13 protein-coding genes are annotated in these 17,058 nt (G+C 35.9%); 6 read left to right on the plus strand and 7 right to left on the minus strand.

Features of this window, described 5'->3' with window-relative positions; genetic code table 11:
* Positions 1 to 40 precede the first annotated feature (40 nt).
* Positions 41 to 1,435: a decarboxylase gene (locus ACLMCG_RS08160; RefSeq protein WP_047378719.1), complete on the plus strand. Its 1,395-nt coding sequence runs from the start codon at positions 41 to 43 to the stop codon at positions 1,433 to 1,435.
* A gap of 201 nt (positions 1,436 to 1,636) precedes the next feature.
* Here ACLMCG_RS08160 and ACLMCG_RS08165 read toward each other — a convergent pair whose 3' ends face one another.
* A complete protein-coding gene (locus ACLMCG_RS08165) occupies positions 1,637 to 2,296 on the minus strand; it encodes an HAD family hydrolase (RefSeq protein WP_413961074.1) in 660 nt (219 codons plus the stop codon).
* 185 nt (positions 2,297 to 2,481) lie between these two features.
* Between ACLMCG_RS08165 and speB the strand changes: the two genes are divergently transcribed.
* The 3 genes from speB to ACLMCG_RS08180 all read left to right on the plus strand — a co-directional run bounded on the left by speB (position 2,482) and on the right by ACLMCG_RS08180 (position 5,237).
* Positions 2,482 to 3,339, plus strand: coding sequence for an agmatinase (speB, locus tag ACLMCG_RS08170; RefSeq protein WP_047095921.1), 858 nt, complete (start codon positions 2,482 to 2,484; stop codon positions 3,337 to 3,339).
* A gap of 69 nt (positions 3,340 to 3,408) precedes the next feature.
* A complete protein-coding gene (locus ACLMCG_RS08175) occupies positions 3,409 to 4,251 on the plus strand; it encodes a bifunctional helix-turn-helix domain-containing protein/methylated-DNA--[protein]-cysteine S-methyltransferase (RefSeq protein WP_413961073.1) in 843 nt (280 codons plus the stop codon).
* Between the two features lie 377 nt (positions 4,252 to 4,628).
* Positions 4,629 to 5,237, plus strand: a complete 609-nt coding sequence (locus ACLMCG_RS08180) for an alpha-ketoglutarate-dependent dioxygenase AlkB family protein (RefSeq protein ID WP_413961125.1) — start codon at positions 4,629 to 4,631, stop codon at positions 5,235 to 5,237.
* Between the two features lie 214 nt (positions 5,238 to 5,451).
* Here ACLMCG_RS08180 and ACLMCG_RS08185 read toward each other — a convergent pair whose 3' ends face one another.
* The 4 genes from ACLMCG_RS08185 to ACLMCG_RS08200 form a co-directional block, all read right to left on the minus strand.
* Entirely contained in the window at positions 5,452 to 7,311 is a 1,860-nt protein-coding gene (locus ACLMCG_RS08185) for a CocE/NonD family hydrolase (RefSeq protein WP_223600101.1), read from the minus strand.
* Positions 7,312 to 7,437: 126 nt separating this feature from the next.
* Positions 7,438 to 10,206: an outer membrane beta-barrel protein gene (locus ACLMCG_RS08190; protein ID WP_413961072.1), complete on the minus strand. Its 2,769-nt coding sequence runs from the start codon at positions 10,204 to 10,206 to the stop codon at positions 7,438 to 7,440.
* Positions 10,207 to 10,301: 95 nt separating this feature from the next.
* A complete protein-coding gene (locus ACLMCG_RS08195) occupies positions 10,302 to 10,721 on the minus strand; it encodes an SH3 domain-containing protein (RefSeq protein ID WP_047420872.1) in 420 nt (139 codons plus the stop codon).
* A gap of 6 nt (positions 10,722 to 10,727) precedes the next feature.
* Positions 10,728 to 11,216, minus strand: a complete 489-nt coding sequence (locus ACLMCG_RS08200; RefSeq protein ID WP_149833280.1) for a BON domain-containing protein — start codon at positions 11,214 to 11,216, stop codon at positions 10,728 to 10,730.
* A gap of 220 nt (positions 11,217 to 11,436) precedes the next feature.
* Between ACLMCG_RS08200 and ACLMCG_RS08205 the strand changes: the two genes are divergently transcribed.
* Together ACLMCG_RS08205 and ACLMCG_RS08210 are read left to right on the plus strand one after the other, a co-directional pair.
* Positions 11,437 to 12,687 carry a cation:dicarboxylate symporter family transporter gene (locus ACLMCG_RS08205; protein WP_047387035.1) on the plus strand — a complete coding sequence of 417 codons (1,251 nt, stop codon included), beginning with the start codon at positions 11,437 to 11,439 and terminating at the stop codon, positions 12,685 to 12,687.
* Between the two features lie 2 nt (positions 12,688 to 12,689).
* On the plus strand, positions 12,690 to 13,412 hold the full coding sequence (locus ACLMCG_RS08210; RefSeq protein WP_413961071.1) for a phytanoyl-CoA dioxygenase family protein: 723 nt from the start codon (positions 12,690 to 12,692) through the stop codon (positions 13,410 to 13,412).
* Between the two features lie 45 nt (positions 13,413 to 13,457).
* On the opposite strand, the gene ACLMCG_RS08215 is transcribed toward ACLMCG_RS08210, so the two are convergent.
* Positions 13,458 to 14,225: a hypothetical protein gene (locus tag ACLMCG_RS08215; RefSeq protein ID WP_413961070.1), complete on the minus strand. Its 768-nt coding sequence runs from the start codon at positions 14,223 to 14,225 to the stop codon at positions 13,458 to 13,460.
* A gap of 15 nt (positions 14,226 to 14,240) precedes the next feature.
* Positions 14,241 to 17,042 carry a GH92 family glycosyl hydrolase gene (locus tag ACLMCG_RS08220; protein ID WP_413961069.1) on the minus strand — a complete coding sequence of 934 codons (2,802 nt, stop codon included), beginning with the start codon at positions 17,040 to 17,042 and terminating at the stop codon, positions 14,241 to 14,243.
* Between the last annotated feature and the right edge of the window lie 16 nt (positions 17,043 to 17,058).

Genomic DNA, 17,058 nt, shown 5'->3' on the forward strand with positions numbered 1-17,058 from the left:
TTTTTAGCAATTTTGCATTTCTTAATTCACTTGTTTAGAAATGAAAATAAAGTACTCGGAACTTATTGATCAGACATTATATTTTCCTACAGAGGAGTTTAATGTATCTGAGAACAATTTGTTGTTCCACGACGTTCCATTGATGGATGTGGTTGAACAATTTGGCACTCCGCTAAAGATTAGCTATCTGCCGAGAATTTCTCAAAATATTCAGAAGGCCAAAAGCTGGTTTAAAGAAGCTTTTGAAAAAACCGGATATAAAAAGAATTATACCTACTGCTATTGCACAAAATCCAGTCATTTCAATTTCGTATTGGAGGAAGCTCTGAAGAATGATATTTCAATAGAAACATCTTCCGCTTATGACATGGATATTGTAAAATCTCTTTACGAAAAAGGGAAAGTAGATAAAAACATCGAAGTAATCTGTAATGGTTTTAAAACGGATGATTATCTGACAAATATTTCAGATATGATCAACAATGGTTTTGAAAATATTACTCCGATTCTTGATAATTACAGAGAATTGGATAAACTTACGGAAAGCATCGATTCTACCTTTAATATCGGAATCAGAATCGCATCAGAGGAAGAACCTAAGTTCGAGTTCTATACCTCAAGACTAGGAATCGGATATAAAGATATTATTCCTTATTACAGTCAGAAGATTGCCGAACACCCGAATGCAAGATTGAAAATGCTTCATTTCTTCATCAATACCGGGATCAAAGATACTTCTTACTATTGGAACGAGTTGTATAAATGTCTTCGTGTATATGCACGATTGAAAAAAATTGCACCGGAAGTAAATTCATTGAATATCGGAGGTGGTTTCCCAATTAAAACTTCTTTGAACTTTGATTATGACTATCAGTATATGGTAGAAGAAATCGTTTCTCAGATCAAAAAATTCTGTGAAGAAGAAGGAGTAGAAGAACCTAATATTTATACGGAATTCGGAAGCTTTACTGTAGGGGAAAGCGGAGCGAACCTTTATAAAATTATTTCCCAGAAACGTCAGAATGACAGAGAAAAATGGAATATGATTGACTCTTCTTTCATGACCACTCTTCCTGATACATGGGCAATTTCAAGACACTTTATCATGCTTCCGCTAAACCGTTGGGAAGATTCTTATGAAAGGGTATTCTTAGGAGGGCTGACATGTGATTCAGATGATTATTATAACTCTGAACAGCATACCAATGCTATTTATTTACCGGTTTTCAGTGATACTAAGCCATTGTATATAGGATTCTTCCATACAGGAGCGTATCAGGAAACGATCGGAGGGTATGGTGGAGTTCACCACTGTCTGATGCCTCAGCCGAGACACGTCCTGATTCAAAAGGATGAAAACGGAGAGTTGCAATATGAAATTTTCCGTGAAAAACAGGAGCCGGAAGATATCCTGAAAATTCTTGGATATAAATAAGACTTAATCTGTCATTGCGAGGAACGAAGTGACGAAGCAATCTCATCTTAATAATCTTAACCCCTGAATGAATCTTAATGTTTTAAAATTTAACCATTAAGTTTTTTATTAAGGATTAAGTAAATTTAAGGGTCTTCACTTCATTCAGATGACAAGGTACATGCAAAATAAAAGCTCTCAGATTTTTCTGAGAGCTTTTATTTAAAAATATTTTGCAATCTTATCCAGTTCTAATTCTTCATAATCAGTAACTACAGTATCTGCCAAGGTATAATCCTGATTTCTTGAATGTGGACTTCTGTATGCCGCACAGAAAATTTTAGCCCGATGTGCTGCAAGAATTCCGTTGGTAGAATCTTCAATCACCATGCAGTTTTCAACAGGTTCACCTGCCATTTCTGCAGCCAGTAAAAAAACTTCAGGATGAGGTTTTGATTCTTTTAAATCGGCACCGCTGATTTTTCCGCTGAAATATTTTTCCAACCCGAACTTTTCAAAAACCATATTGATCGTTACCATGGTAGCCGAAGAAGCGAGGATAAGCTTTATTCCGTTTTCATGATAATGTTCAATCAGTTGTCTTACTCCCGGAATTAAATCAAATTCATCATCATTATAAAAATAATCTTTGAAATGTGCTCTTTTGATTCCTGCAATGGATTCATAAGTCTGATTGAGGTTGAATTCATTAATCAAAGTTTCAGAAACTCTTTTGGTTGATGCTCCGGTAAAAGAGGTGTACAGCTCTTCGGAAACCGCAATTTCCAATTCATCAAACGTTTTGAAATAAGCTTTTCTATGCAATGGTTCTGTATCTACAATTACTCCATCCATATCGAAAAGAATAGCTTTTAAAGACATACTAAAGTTTTGTGCAAAAATAACTTTAAAATTTAAACATTGAAAGATTTAAAAATTTAAAAAATAGAAAGGAAGGTTAAAAATTCATAACAAACCGTTCATTATTTATAACTCAGGTACTATTTTGTATCTTTGTGGAATCTTTTAATTTTTCAATCATTTAATTTTTTAATTAATAATTATATATGAAAACATACGCAGGAATTCCCGAAGAAAACGCAACGTTAGAGAATTCAAAAGTAATGTTGGTAACTGTTCCTTATGATGGAACTTCAACATGGGGGAAAGGAGCTGATAAAGGCCCTGAATTATTCTTAGATGCTTCTGAAAACATGGAGCTTTATGATATTGAAACCCAGACAGAACCTTATCTTCAGGGAGTGTATCTGGCAGGAGAAGTTTCTGAAAACTCCAGCCCGGAAGCAATGACAGAAGCTGTTTACCAGAAAACCAAAGAACTTTTGAACAATGAAGGGAAAGTATTTACTTTATTTGGGGGTGAACACTCTGTGTCTATCGGTTCTATCCGTGCAGTAGGAGAGAAATTTGAAAACCTTACCGTTCTTCAGTTAGATGCTCATACAGACTTACGTCCTGAATTCCACGGTTCTACTTCTAACCATGCTTGTGCGGTGTTTGAAGCTAACCAGAAACATAACCTGGTTCAGGTGGGAATCCGTTCTATGGACGCAGAAGAAGCTCAGTATTTACCGGAAGGAAGAGTATTCTTTGCACACGAGATTGCGAACAACGAGAACTGGGTGAATGATGTATTGGAAAAAGTTTCAGGAAACGTATATATTACAATAGATCTTGATGCTTTTGATCCTTCTATTGCTCCTTCTACAGGGACTCCTGAACCAGGTGGATTACAATGGTATCCAACACTGGAATTATTAAGAAAAGTATTTGAAAAATGTAACGTAGTGGCATTCGATATTGTAGAATTAATGGATTCTCCAATGGCTAAGCCAACCGCTTTCCTTGCGGCTAAGTTATATTATAAAATGCTTGCTTATAACGATATTTATAACAACAACTAATATTCCGCAAGAATCGGATTTTTTCTGCCGTATATTCTTTGGAAATTTGTGAGGTAAAATAACAATACAATGTCCACACAAAGTCAGATAGATTATAACAGAATTGCAAAGGCGATAGAATATATCCAGAGCAATTTCAGGCTTCAGCCAAGTTTGGAGGAAGTGGCAGAGAATATTCACTTAAGTCCCGCCCATTTTCAGAAAATCTTTACAGATTGGGCAGGAACAAGTCCGAAAAAGTTTTTGCAGTTCATCAGTCTTGAACACGCTAAAAATTTATTGAAGGAAGAAAAAGCAAGTTTGTTTGATACCGCATATGAGACAGGATTTTCCAGTACCAGCAGGCTTCATGATCTGTTTGTGAAGGTAGAAGGAATGTCTCCGGCAGAATATAAAAATGGCGGAAAAAGCCTTAGTATTTATTACAGCTTTTCTGAAAGTCCTTTCGGAAATATAATAGTAGCTTCTACAGAAAAAGGAATCTGTTATATGGCTTTTGAAGACAATAAAGAAACAGCATTCGGGGAGCTGAAACAAAAGTTCCCCAATGCTTCTTTTACAGAGTACCAGGATGCCCTTCAAAAGAATGCACTGTCCATATTCGATAAAGACTGGACAAAACTCAATACTATAAAATTACACTTAAAAGGTACAGATTTTCAGCTTAAAGTCTGGGAAAGTCTGTTGACAATTCCAATGGGTAAACTGTCTACTTATGGCAGCCTGGCTGAAAAAATAGGAAATTCTAAAGCATCCAGAGCAGTGGGAACAGCTATTGGAAGTAATCCTGTTGCATTTCTTATCCCATGTCACCGTGTGATTCAGTCTACAGGACATCTCGGTGGATATCGATGGGGAAGTGAAAGGAAGCAGCTGATTGTAGGCTGGGAAGGCTCACAAATGTACTCGTAACTTATTTTTACCACAAAAGGAACAAAAAGATTTGAGGGATGGATAATAAGATTAAAAATTATCTGTTATAAAGCTCACAAAGAGAAAATCAAAGATTTTCAAAGACTTTAGTATACTTTTATGCATGAATCTTGTTACTTAAATGGTTTAATGGATTACAACTTTTGTGACTTTTGCGGTTGAAAAATATTGAGCCTTAAGTTTTGGCTAAAGCCAATGGATTGAGCTATTTTTATTAAACGGACTAAAGTCCGTTCCTATTGATACAAAAGTTACTGTGTCATTTGTGAAAATATTGGTGTAATTTGTGTTTAATTATTAAGATCATAAATACATTTTACCTTTTACAAAATTAGCATTTAAATTAAAAAACTATGATGAGCCTCTTCGAAGAAATATCAGACTATCCGATCAATATACTTCCGAATGACGGAACTGTTCATTATTATGGAAAGGTTTTTTCAAAAGAACTTTCTGATTCTTTTTATACCTATTTGCTGAACGAGATTCCCTGGGAAAATGATGAAGCAATTATTTTTGGAAAACTGATTTTAACCAAAAGAAAAGTGGCCTGGTTTGGAGAAAAACCTTTTGAATATACATATTCTAAACGGACAAAATATGCAAAATTCTGGACTCCGGAATTACTGGAATTGAAGAAAAAATGTGAAGAAGTTTCAGGAGAAACTTACAATTCATGCCTGCTCAATTTATATCATGATGGGAGTGAAGGAATGGCCTACCACAGCGATGGTGAAACAGATCTGAAAAAACACGGTGCCATTGCTTCCCTGACCTTTGGGGCGGAAAGAAAATTTTTATTTAAGCATAAAAAGACCAAAGAAAAGGTAGAAATATTCCTGGAAAACGGAAGTTTGTTAATTATGAAAGGAACTACTCAGGACCATTGGCTTCACAGACTTCCGCCCACTACAAAAGTGAAAACTCCCAGAGTAAATCTTACCTTCAGAACCATTGAAGAATAATTTTTTTAGAGAGACTTTATCCACAACATTTGTCATTCCGTAGGAAATCTCAATACAGATTAGATCGATTATGCAGACTTTAATTTTAATTAAGCTAATCATTTCTATCAATAGAAGTGGGCTTTAGCCCACTTGAACAAAGAAATAAATTCATCCGGCTTTAGCCAAAACCTAAAAAAATAAAAAGCTGTTCAGACGAACAGCTTTTTCAAAATTATTTTAAAACTTCAGCTTCAATAGAGCTGTCATTATATACTTTAATAAATGCTTTTGTATAATCCTCTTTGGTTGCGAAATTTGGATTATCCATAAACTTCTGTGGATTGATAGCGAAAAGGGGGAACCATGTACTGCTGATCTGAATCTGGATTTTATGTCCTTTTTTGAAGGTGTGAACTACATCCTGAAGTCTGAAATTAACAGCTGTTTTTTGATTAGGAACCAAAGCTTCTCCTTTTTCTTTCGTATTTCTGAACCTTGCAGGCATTATTTCACTTCTTACCATCTGATGATAGTTACCATAGATAACACCTTCTTTCTTTTCTGCAGGTTTAAAGTCTTCAGGGTAAACGTCAATTAATTTTACCGCAAAATCAGCATCTGTAGAAGAAGAAGCAATATTAAGTTTGGCCATGATCTCTCCGGCAAACGCGATATCTTCTGTCAGAACATCGGTTGTGAAAGTCAGAACATCAGGTCTTCCGACAGCAAATCTCTGGTCTTCGGACATATAATTTTTGGGGGTGAAACCATTGAAATCTTTTAAATGATCAGAGCTTAAAACAGGATTGTTAGGATCACTGTAATATTCAGAATATCCTTGTCCGGAAGTTTTCTTCAAGGTGTTGTCAGCTAAATAAAAGTTAACTTTCTGAGCATTTTTAGGTGGGTAAGAAGTAAATTCTTTCCATTCTTTAGCTCCAGTATCATACATCAGCGCTTCAGGAAGTCCCGCATCTTCTTTTGTATTGCCTTTCAGGTAGTGGTTGAAGAATTTTGTTTCAATATTTTTCTGGTAGTATGTTGCAATACTGTCTCCAAAATAGGTTTCGCTGTGGAAATGTTTTCCCTGCTCCTGAGACCATCCACCATGAGAGAAAGGTCCCATTACAATTGTGTTTTTAGCTTTAGGGCTTGTTTTTTCAATCGTTTTATAAATATTCAGAGGACCGGAAAGATCTTCTGCATCAAACCATCCGCCAACAGTCATTACAGCATGATTGATATTCTTCAAATGAGGAAGAAGACCTCTTTTCTGCCAGAATTCATCATAGTTGGTATGATTCATAATTTCTGTCATGAAGAAATTATTCTTATAATACTTTTCATATCCGTCTTTCAGCGTACCCATGTCTCTGTAGAATTTTAATCCGTCTTCAGAAGTCTGCTTGATGAAAGAATCCATATACCACGCTTGTTTTTCAGGTTGTGTTTTCTGAACTCCAAAAACAGGGAATGTTCTGAAATAGCCTAGCATAAACCTTCCGTTGTGAAGGAAATCGTCATTCCAGAAATCTGAGATAGGGGCTTGTGGAGAAGAAGCTACCAGCGCAGGGTGTTGTGACAACGTTCCTACAGCAGTATAGAATCCGGGATAAGATGTCCCAAACTGACCTGCTTTCCCATTATTGTCCTTGATGTTTTTCAAAAGCCATTCGATGGTATCATAAGTATCTGTACTTTCATCTACATCTTTTTTAGTTTTACGCTCTACCTGTGGAGTCATATTGGTAAAAGTACCTTCACTCATATATCTTCCGCGTACATCCTGGTATACAAAAATATACTTGTCTTTCATCAGATAGGTGTTGGGGCCTACCTTTGTTTTATATTCATTCTCTCCGTATGGGGCGATGCTGTAGCAGGTTCTCTGCATCAGAAACGGATATTTGTTCTTGTTTGATATATCTTTCGGGATATATACAGCAGTGAAAAGCTTCACGCCATCACGCATTGGAATATAAAATTCTTTCTTGGTGAAATTGTCTTTAACGAAAGTATCTTTCTGTTCCGTCTTCTGAGCTTTTCCAAGAATGAAAAAAAGAATACATAATACTGAAATATGGATCTTCATAAAAAAAATTTGATGCTAATTTAAAAATAAAAACACGGTTATTGATACATCTTCTCTGTATTCATAAAAAATAGCCGGAAATATCCGGCCATTATCAAAATATATATATAAAAGTATGGTGTAGTATTATTGTGCTTTTTTACCTGCAAACTTATTCAGCTTCATGCTGATAGAGAACATGATGTATCGTTTCAGGATCAGGTCTTCACGGTCTTCAAAATAAGAATCTGTGATCGTTCTTCTTACGCTTTGATTTTGATTCAATACATCATAGATCTTCACTTTTGCTGTAAACTGCTTTTTGTAGAATGAATAGCCCAGACTGGTATTCCAGAAGTAGAAATCTTTTTTAAAGCCGGGAGCAATATTGGAATTGGTGTTATATTCAAAATCATTTCCAAAAACAAACCTTCCCTTCAGCATATAATTGGTCAGTTCAAGTTTCAATGACTGGTTGGCTGTATTTACACTTTTTAAATTATAATTGGTATAATTTGAGAAGCTGTATCCGAGCCTGTAAGAAGGTTTTATGGTCATTTTATCTTTGATCTCATACACAAGATTAAGACCAGGATTAAGATTGTATGAACTGCTGGTAAAAGATTGTCCGTCGATAAAACCATTATTGTAATTATAATTCATGTTGAATGTTGGGTTAATGGTCAGTTTATTATTTTTCCATTTCAGGTTTTTACTGAAGCCTCCGCCGGCGTTAATGCTTTTATTTCCGCTTACGTTATTATAAGTTACCACTTGTTTTCCTGCATTATCATAGGTGGAAAAATTGATGATGTCATTATTTCTGTAAGTAAAACCAATATTGAAATAGTAACTGAGGTTTTTTACTTTATTATAATTATTGAAATACAGATAAAGATTGTTGACCCAGGTATTTTTCAAATTGGGGTTTCCTTGATAGGTAATCAAAGGATTGGATTCATCTTTATAAGGAGTCAGCTGTTCTGCAGTCGGAATGTTAAAGTTGGAGTAATTATAGATACTTAAGGTTTTACCTTCTCCAAGCTGATAGTAAAGGTTGAGATTATATTCAGGCAATACGAAATTTTTCTGCAGGTCATATTGCTGTCCGTTATAGATAGAGTTTACTTTCATATCAGAAATATCAAGGTTCACCGAAGCCCAGAAGTTGAGTTTATTTTTATTGATCTGATAGCTCAATTCAGGAGAAATCTGATTGATTCTCTGCTTCATATTATTTGATAAAAGCTGGTTGAATTTAGTGTAATCTCCGGTAGCATTATCAAAATCGTTTACATTCCTTATATCCCTCGCTGATCTCGCTTCATATTTTATTTTAAAATTTACACTGGACGAATCGGAAATGGGTTCTGAATATCCTGCACTGAAATTGAAAGAGCTGTTCTGATTTTTATTCTTGGCCAATTGATCACGATTATCTTTTGTTATCTCGTTTTCATCATAAAACGTATTCTGGGATTGACTTAGATTATCCCTTTTAGACTCAGAAATTGAACTGTTCATATTGGCTGAAAGCACACGGCCTTTTTTCTTGAATTTTCTGGAAAAATAGATGTAAGGATTAAATGAATTACTTTCCGAATCATTACTTGAATAGGAGTTACTTTCATTCAGAAGGCTTCCATTCTTCAAAGTAGATGATTGTGAATTATTGAAACTGAAACTGCTGCTTTTAGTAAATCTCGGGGAAAGATAAACACTTGTCATAGAATCCAGCTTGATTTTGACTGAAGTATCAAAACTGTACTGTTTAGATTCATTTTCTCCGTTACTTTCAGAATTGGTCTGAAGCGTATAATTGGGTAAAAGAGTAGATCTTGAAACCTTGGATCTTGTCTCCGTATTAGAATCCGAATGCATCAGACTGAAAGAATCCAGATCAGCATTTTTCCCCATTTTATCACTGTAATTCAATCCAATGGTTGTAGACCGCTGAATTCCTCTTGTACCGCCTCCCTGGTTGTAATACGTCACATTTCCTACTGTTGAGACAGATCCTCCCTGCATCATCCAGGCATTCCGGCCGTTCCCCATACTGTCAAAAACCTCATCCCTGGAAAATCCCTGTGAATTGATATTATTGGAAGAAGCAAGGATACTTACTTTGGTATCGCCTTTAAAATAACTGGCCAGCCCGCTAGCCTCATACCGCTTGTCTGAACCATAACCTACCGTAAGTCTTGTCAGCAAACCTTTATTTTTCTTTTCGTCAATATTAAAATTGATGGTGGTATTCTGAGATTTGGCTGTTGTCCCGCTCAGTTCTTCTTCCTTTGTCTTGGTTGTTGTAAACTGGATATTCTTGATAATATCTGCGGGCAAATTCTGAAGGGCAATTTTGCCGTCTTTATCAAAGAAAGGTTTCCCGTTGATCATAATTTGATCGACTTCCTTCCCATTCACTGTAATTTTTCCATCATTATTGATCTCTACGCCTGGAATTTGTTTCAGAAGTTCTTCTATTTTACTGTCAGGTCTTACTTTGATTGCTGCTGCACTGAACTCAATAGTATCTTTTTTAATTTTTACGGGTGATGCTGTGATTTTTACCTCATCAATATTGTTGACAATACTTGGTTTTTCAAGCTGAATATCTCCTAAGGATAATGCCTGATCTATTTTATCAAATTTTTTTGAATAGGAAGATAATTTATCAGCGTCAATTTTAAGAATGGAAGGTTCTTTTACATCATCAATCTTCAGAGAAAATTTTCCTTCTTTATTGGTGGCTGTGTAATTGATAATGGACGAATCTTTTTCTTTCAAAAGGTAAACGGTGGCATTTTCTATCGGCTTCTTTTCAGAATCTGATATTTTTCCGTCAATGTGTAGTTTTTGAGCGTGCAGAATAATGACTGTGAACATCAAAGTCAATAGCAACAGAGTTTTCTTCATTAGTTTTTTTTCTGAGCCGTAAAAATATAAAAACATCCCAAAATAGGGATGTTTCTATGCTTTATTTGTGAAACTTTATTATTTTTTAATAAAATTTATGCTCTTAAATATCTTGAATAAGCATATCCTTCCTGACCGTCATCAGTTTTCACTTTCCACCAGTCATCAGAAGTTTGTTCAATTAAAGTTACAGAAGAACCTTTAGCCGCTTTACCTACTACGGCAGCTTCAGTAGAAGGCTCCTGTCTGATATTAAGGTTAGAATCTTCTGTTGCCACTGTTAAAGAAGCTCCTGAAGTAAGACCTGCAACCTGTACATCAATATTGATATCTGAAGCAGAATAAGTAGAATCAATAGCTCCTAAAGCATTCCATACAGCATCTTTAGCCGCAGTGTTGGAAGCATTTCCGGAAACATAAAGAATTCCGTCCTGCTCCTGAACCTGAAGATTAGAGATTCCTGCAGACTGTGCCGCTGAAACTACGCTTGAATATTTATCTTGTAATTCGCTCATCTTAAATTATTTTACGATTAGGTTGTTGTTATACTTTCCAATTTTCAAAGCATCTACAGATTCTTTGATTTTTCTAGCCTGTAAGCCGGAAACATTTCCTGTAAGAGTAAGCTGCCCGTTTACAACTTCTACTTTTACAGAAGGGAAATCCTTCACCGCATCCTGAACTTTTTTCTGAACAGCAGGATCTACAGCAGAAGCAGTTTCAACAGGTGCCGGAGCAGGAGCAGCTGCTACAGTAGACATATCCATAACGTCTTTTACTCCGTTGATCGCTTTTAATTTTGCGATCATCGCGTCTTTAGACTGCTGATCTGCGAAAGTACCGCTTAAGTGAGCTACACCTTCTTTTACTTCAACAGAAGCATTGGGATTAGAAGTTACTACCGTTGTAGCCTGAGTCTGAAGGTCGGCATCAGAAACTTTCTTTTTACAAGAAATAGCACCGAAAGATACAGCTACAGCTAATGCAGCCATTGCAATAGTTTTTTTCATATTGTATATTTATTAATGTTGTTATACAATCAAATGTAATAATAAAATTTGTACCAAAAGAATAAAAATTCAATAAATGTTTCTTAATTTTTTTACAATATTTTCTAAACCAGGCTTTTAATTTTTGGGTATTAAAAACTTAATGTAAAATTAATCCCCATTGAAGAAAATCTCCTGCCAATTGAAAAACCATTATATTTGCGCAAATTGAACTATATATATGAAAGGACAGAATAAACTTTTTATAGCAATTATCATTGCCCTTCTTGTTGGAGTAGGAATTGGAGGTATTGTACACGTGAAATATCCTGAGAATGCAGAACCTTTTGCTAAAAACATAAAACTGCTGGGAACGGTTTTCATCAGATTGGTACAGATGATTATTGCTCCTTTGGTGTTTACGACTTTGGTGGTGGGTATTGCCAAAATGAGTGATATCAAAATGATCGGAAGAGTAGGAACAAAAGCAATGCTTTGGTTTATTTCCGCATCTCTGATTTCCCTTTTTATCGGGTTGATCCTCGTTAACTGGCTGGAGCCGGGACATGTCACAAAACTACCGATTCAGGACGTATCTTCTGCTGATGAGCTTCTTAAAAGCAGTAAAAGTTTCTCCATGGAAGACTTTGTAAAGCATATGATTCCTAAAAGTTTATTTGAAGCCTTTGCAACCAATGAAGTATTACAGATTGTGATATTTGCAGTGATGTTTGGAGTTGCACTTGCCAATTTAGGTGAAGAGTATTCTAAGCCTGTGGTGAAGCTTTTTGATATCATCGCTCACGCAATCCTTAAAATGGTTGGGTACATCATGTGGTTTGCTCCGCTGGGAGTATTGGGAGCTATTGCTGCAGTAGTGGCGACCAATGGTTTTGAAATCTTTAAAGTATATGCTATTTATTTAAGAGACTTCTTCTTTGCTATAGGAGTTCTTTGGCTGGTACTTTTACTGGTAGGTTATTTTATCTTAGGAAACCGTCTTTTTGACCTTTTAAAAAGAATAAAAGAACCTTTACTGATTGCTTTCTCTACTACGAGTTCAGAAGCTGTATTCCCGAAACTGGTTGAAGAATTGGAGAAATTCGGGTGCAACAGCAGGGTAGTATCCTTTATTTTACCTTTAGGATATTCATTCAACCTTGATGGAAGTATGATGTACATGACCTTTGCATCCATCTTTATTGCACAGATTTACGGTATCGAAATGAGCCTTGGACAGCAGATCACCATGCTATTGGTATTAATGCTTACTTCAAAAGGAATTGCCGGTGTTCCGAGAGCTTCTTTGGTAATTATTGTAGCAACGTGTTCCATGTTTGGTATTCCGCCGGAAGGAATTGCTTTGATCTTACCGATTGACCATTTCTGTGATATGGGAAGAAGTATGACCAATGTGCTGGGAAATACATTGGCGACTTCAGCAGTTTCTAAATGGGAAGGACAATTGACAGAGCCACTAGACAAAATTTAAATATGAGTTTACATAACTTAGAAAATCATAAAAGCCATATTCTTGAATATGGCTTTGCTGTTATCAATAATGTTTTTTCGCAGAAAGAACTTGAAGAAATAAATCACGTTCTTCAAAACATAGACACTTCAAAGGAGAATTTCAGAAAATCTGAAGACCTGTTTGCGATTAGACAGTTTTTAAAAGAGGTCCCGGAAATCAAAGAACTTATTTTCAATGAGAATATTCAGAAAGTGGTTAGGGAAATCTTCGGAGAAAAATATTTTGTGGTAAAAAGTATTTATTTTGATAAGCCTGAAACTTCCAATTGGTATGTAGCCTATCATCAGGATCTGACTATTTCTGTTGATAAAAAGCTGGATCTTCCTGAGTTCGGTCCATGGACAACTAAAAAGAATCAGTTTGCAGTACAGCCACCACTGGATATTCTGGAAAATATCTATACCATCAGAATCCATCTGGATGATACCGATGAAAATAACGGAGCTTTGAAAGTAGTTCCAAAATCTCACGCAAAAGGAATTTACAGACCGGAAGCCATCGACTGGACAATTGAAACAGAAGAAATCTGCAACGTAGAAAAAGGGGGAATTATGCTGATGAAACCTTTAACGCTTCACGGTTCCAACCGGACAACCAACGGAAAGAAAAGGAGAGTGATCCACATCGAATTTTCTGATAGGGAACTTCCGGAAGTCCTGCAATGGTCGGAAAGAATGAATTAAAAAATAACCCCTTTTCAAAATTCTGAAAAGGGGTTTTATTTTAGCTTAATCACAGGATATGACTTCGTCGTATGGCTTTCCTATATTTTCTTTATTATAAAAAAGAAAAAGTAAAGCTTCTTTTTGATTGGGTATCCAGAAAGATGTTGGTGTGGAGACGATCATATTTGTTTTCAGTATATTTTCGATGGTATCATCCTTACTTCCAAAAGTTGTAACAGGAGTAATTTCCTGAATTTTTGATCTATCATCTATTTTTACTTTATAGATAGCAAAAGGCTGCTTAGGTTTGAATCTACTGATTTTTGATAAATCAGATACATGTTCAGTTTGGATTTCATCATAGCAACTAGTAAACTGTAAGCCCATAAATCTGAATTTATTATTATCTAAGTAAGTAAAGGCTTTGCCCAGATTTTTAAGCCATAAATTTTCAGCTTTTGTCGGTTTATTTCCCAGCTTTGATTTCGGAGTACAGGATGAAATAGTATAGGTGCTATCGGATTTTAGGAAGATCAGATATCTTTCATTAGGCTGTACATCAATTTCGCATGCTCCGGAATAGGAATTTCCAATTAAACCTCTCACATTCATTGTTTTGAATGTTGTTTTTCCCTTATACACTTTTTCAAATTCAATATCTGCTTTATATGTTCTTTGCTCAGTGTTTTGATCATATACTTTCAGAATTTTGATAATACCTACAAAGTCAGAACTTAGATAATTCTGTGCTAATGTTTCGACTACGCATTTACAGGCTGAAACTTTTATGATACTTAAGAGTAAAAAGAGCAGTAACGATAATTTTTTCATATATAATTGTGGTTTTTATCTCGCAGAAATCTCATCAAGGAAAATATAAGCATCTCCTCCTGCTCCCTGATGCCATTCAGGAAGTTTCCCGAAGTAGTAAGCTTTTACTTTAATGTATCGGGCTTCGGTAGGAAGAATTTCAGTAGAAAAATCTTTGATCTGTACCCTTTCATCCTTAGGATCAATGTCATTGTCAACAGTTTTCAGAAGGATAAAATCTTTCCCGTTCATGGAAGCGTAATATTCTACTTTTTTAGGCATCAGAATCCACGCTCTGCTGTCCTGAAGATAGGTGGAAGATAATGATTTGATTTGCTGAGGAGATTTGAAATCAATGATTGCTTCAAAATTCTGTCCCTGATAGCCATGCCATTCACCTTTTCTCCAGTTGACATCGCCTCTGATTCCGTCGATAAGGGCCAGTTTTCCGGTAGCGCTGTATTGTGGCGTAACTTTAGATAGTATATTAATATCCCAGTAATTAGGTCTTCTATTGAAATTGGCTGTAGTTACAGAACTTTTTTCTCCGTTTCTTTCAGCATAAGCCATTACCTGGGTAGTTTTTGTGATTGAGAATGGCCCTTTATAAGTAGAAAAAGTCTTTCTTTTATTGCTGTCGCTTTCATCCATGGTCATATAATATACCTTGTCATTGGGATTCAGCGGAGTGATCTCAACTTTGGTAGAAAAATCAAAGATTCTATCGGCAGCGATCACGGGTGAAGCAGTTTGTTCCTCATATTTAAAATCTTTAACAGGTTTCACATTTTCAAAACCAAGTTTTTTAAGTTCCGCTCTGCCGGTGTTTTTAGTAATGGTTTTTGTCGTACCATCTTCCAGATGAAGCTTGATTTCATCAAAATAAGGTGTTGTGGTTTCCCATTCCGGTAATCCTGGAGTTACAGAATAAATTCCCATAGAACTTAGAATATACCATGCACTCATCTGGCCGCAGTCTTCATTTCCGATCAGGCCGTCAGGTGTATTTTTATAGAAATTATCAAGGATATATTTTATTTTGGCATCTGTCTTTTCAGGTTTGTCTACAAAATTGTACAGATAAGCAATGTGGTGGCTTGGCTCATTTCCCTGAGCATATTGTCCCATCAAACCTGTGATATCTACCTGTTCTCTTCCCGTTGTTTTATCAGGAGCGGTGAAGATGGCATCAATAAATTGTTCAAATTTTTCTTTTCCGCCATGCGCAGCAATAAGACCGGGAATATCCTGTTGTACAGAATAAGAATAATGCCATGAATTTCCTTCCGTATAATTGTTGTTGACTTCTCTTGGATCAAATGGTTCATACCAGTTTCCATTCTTTCTTGGCTGCATAAACCCGGTTTTAGGATTGTAAAGATTTTTCCAGTTCTGAGAGCGCTTCATGAAATACTGATAATCTTCTTTTTTGCCTAAAATTTTTGCCATTTGGGCAATGCACCAATCATCATAGGCATATTCTACCGTTTTGGAAATACTTTCATGCTCATCATCAATACTGATATAATTATTCTGTTTATAAGCATTCAATCCGAAAATGTCCTGCATTGCCGAACCTTTCGCAGCCTGAAAAGCCTTTTCGTAATCAAACCCCTGAATTCCCTTGGCCATAGCATCTGCAATGACAGAAACTGAGTGGTAGCCAATCATACATTCTGTTTCATTGGAAGCCAGCTCCCATACCGGAAGTTTTCCACCCTGTTCATATTGTTTGATGAAGGTATTGATGAAATCTGCAGTTCTTTTTCGGTCAATTAAAGTCATCAGCGGATGAGCTCCCCTGAAAGTATCCCAAAGTGAAAAGACGGTGTAATAATCAAAGCCATTTGCCGTGTAGAGTTTGTTATCCCTGCCTCTGTATTTTCCATCAACATCCATATTGATGTTCGGTTGTGTGAAAACATGATAAAGAGCGGTGTAAAAAACTGCTAATTTATTTTTATCATCAGACTTTACTTCAATTTTTGAAAGTTCTTTATCCCAGTTGGCTTCTGCCTGTTTTCTTACAGCATCAAAATCTTTAGATTGTCCTTCTGCCAGCATATTTTTTCCTGCTCCTTCATATCCTGTAGGAGAAATAGAGACTTTTACATTGATCTTTTCTCCTTTTTTAACATTAGCTGAAAATGCCAGTGCAAGTTTTGTCCCGGTAAAAAGATTAGTTTCCTGTTTTCCATTAACCTCTTTTTTAGAGATTTTCATAGGCTTTGAAAATTCAATTCTGGCGTAGATATACTGGTTGGTAGCCCAGGCTTCACTTCTTCTGAAAACTTCAATGGTTTTATCATCAATAACTTTTACTTCACCTTCCAGAAGTTTATCTCTGTGGTTGAGGTCCAAAATGATATTGGCATCACCTGCATTGTTGAAGGTGTATTCATGGTAACCGACTCTTTTTGTCGTTGTCAGACGCACTCCAATATTATGTTTATCTAATTTAACAGTATAATATCCGGCAGTAGCCTTTTCATTTTTATGCGAAAATTTTGAGGAATACTCTTTACTGCTCAGACTTGGATTTCCCATCGTGGGTATCAGCATAATGTCTCCGTAATCTGAAACTCCTGTTCCGTTCAGATGCGTATGAGAAAATCCATAGATCACGGAATCCGAATAATGGTATCCGCTGCAGCCATCCCAGCTTCCGTCTATTCTTGTATCGGGAGAAAGCTGCACCATTCCGAATGGAACAATAGCACCTGGAAAAGTATGGCCATGGCCTCCGGTTCCTATAAAAGGATTCACATATTGGGAGTAATTCTGTGCAGAAATGATCTGAGTAATAAATAAAGAAAATGCTATAAGCCCTTTTTTCATGTTTTGATTTTATAAA

It is taken from the genome of Chryseobacterium sp. S90 (assembly GCF_047444895.1).
In the GTDB taxonomy this organism is placed as follows: domain Bacteria; phylum Bacteroidota; class Bacteroidia; order Flavobacteriales; family Weeksellaceae; genus Chryseobacterium.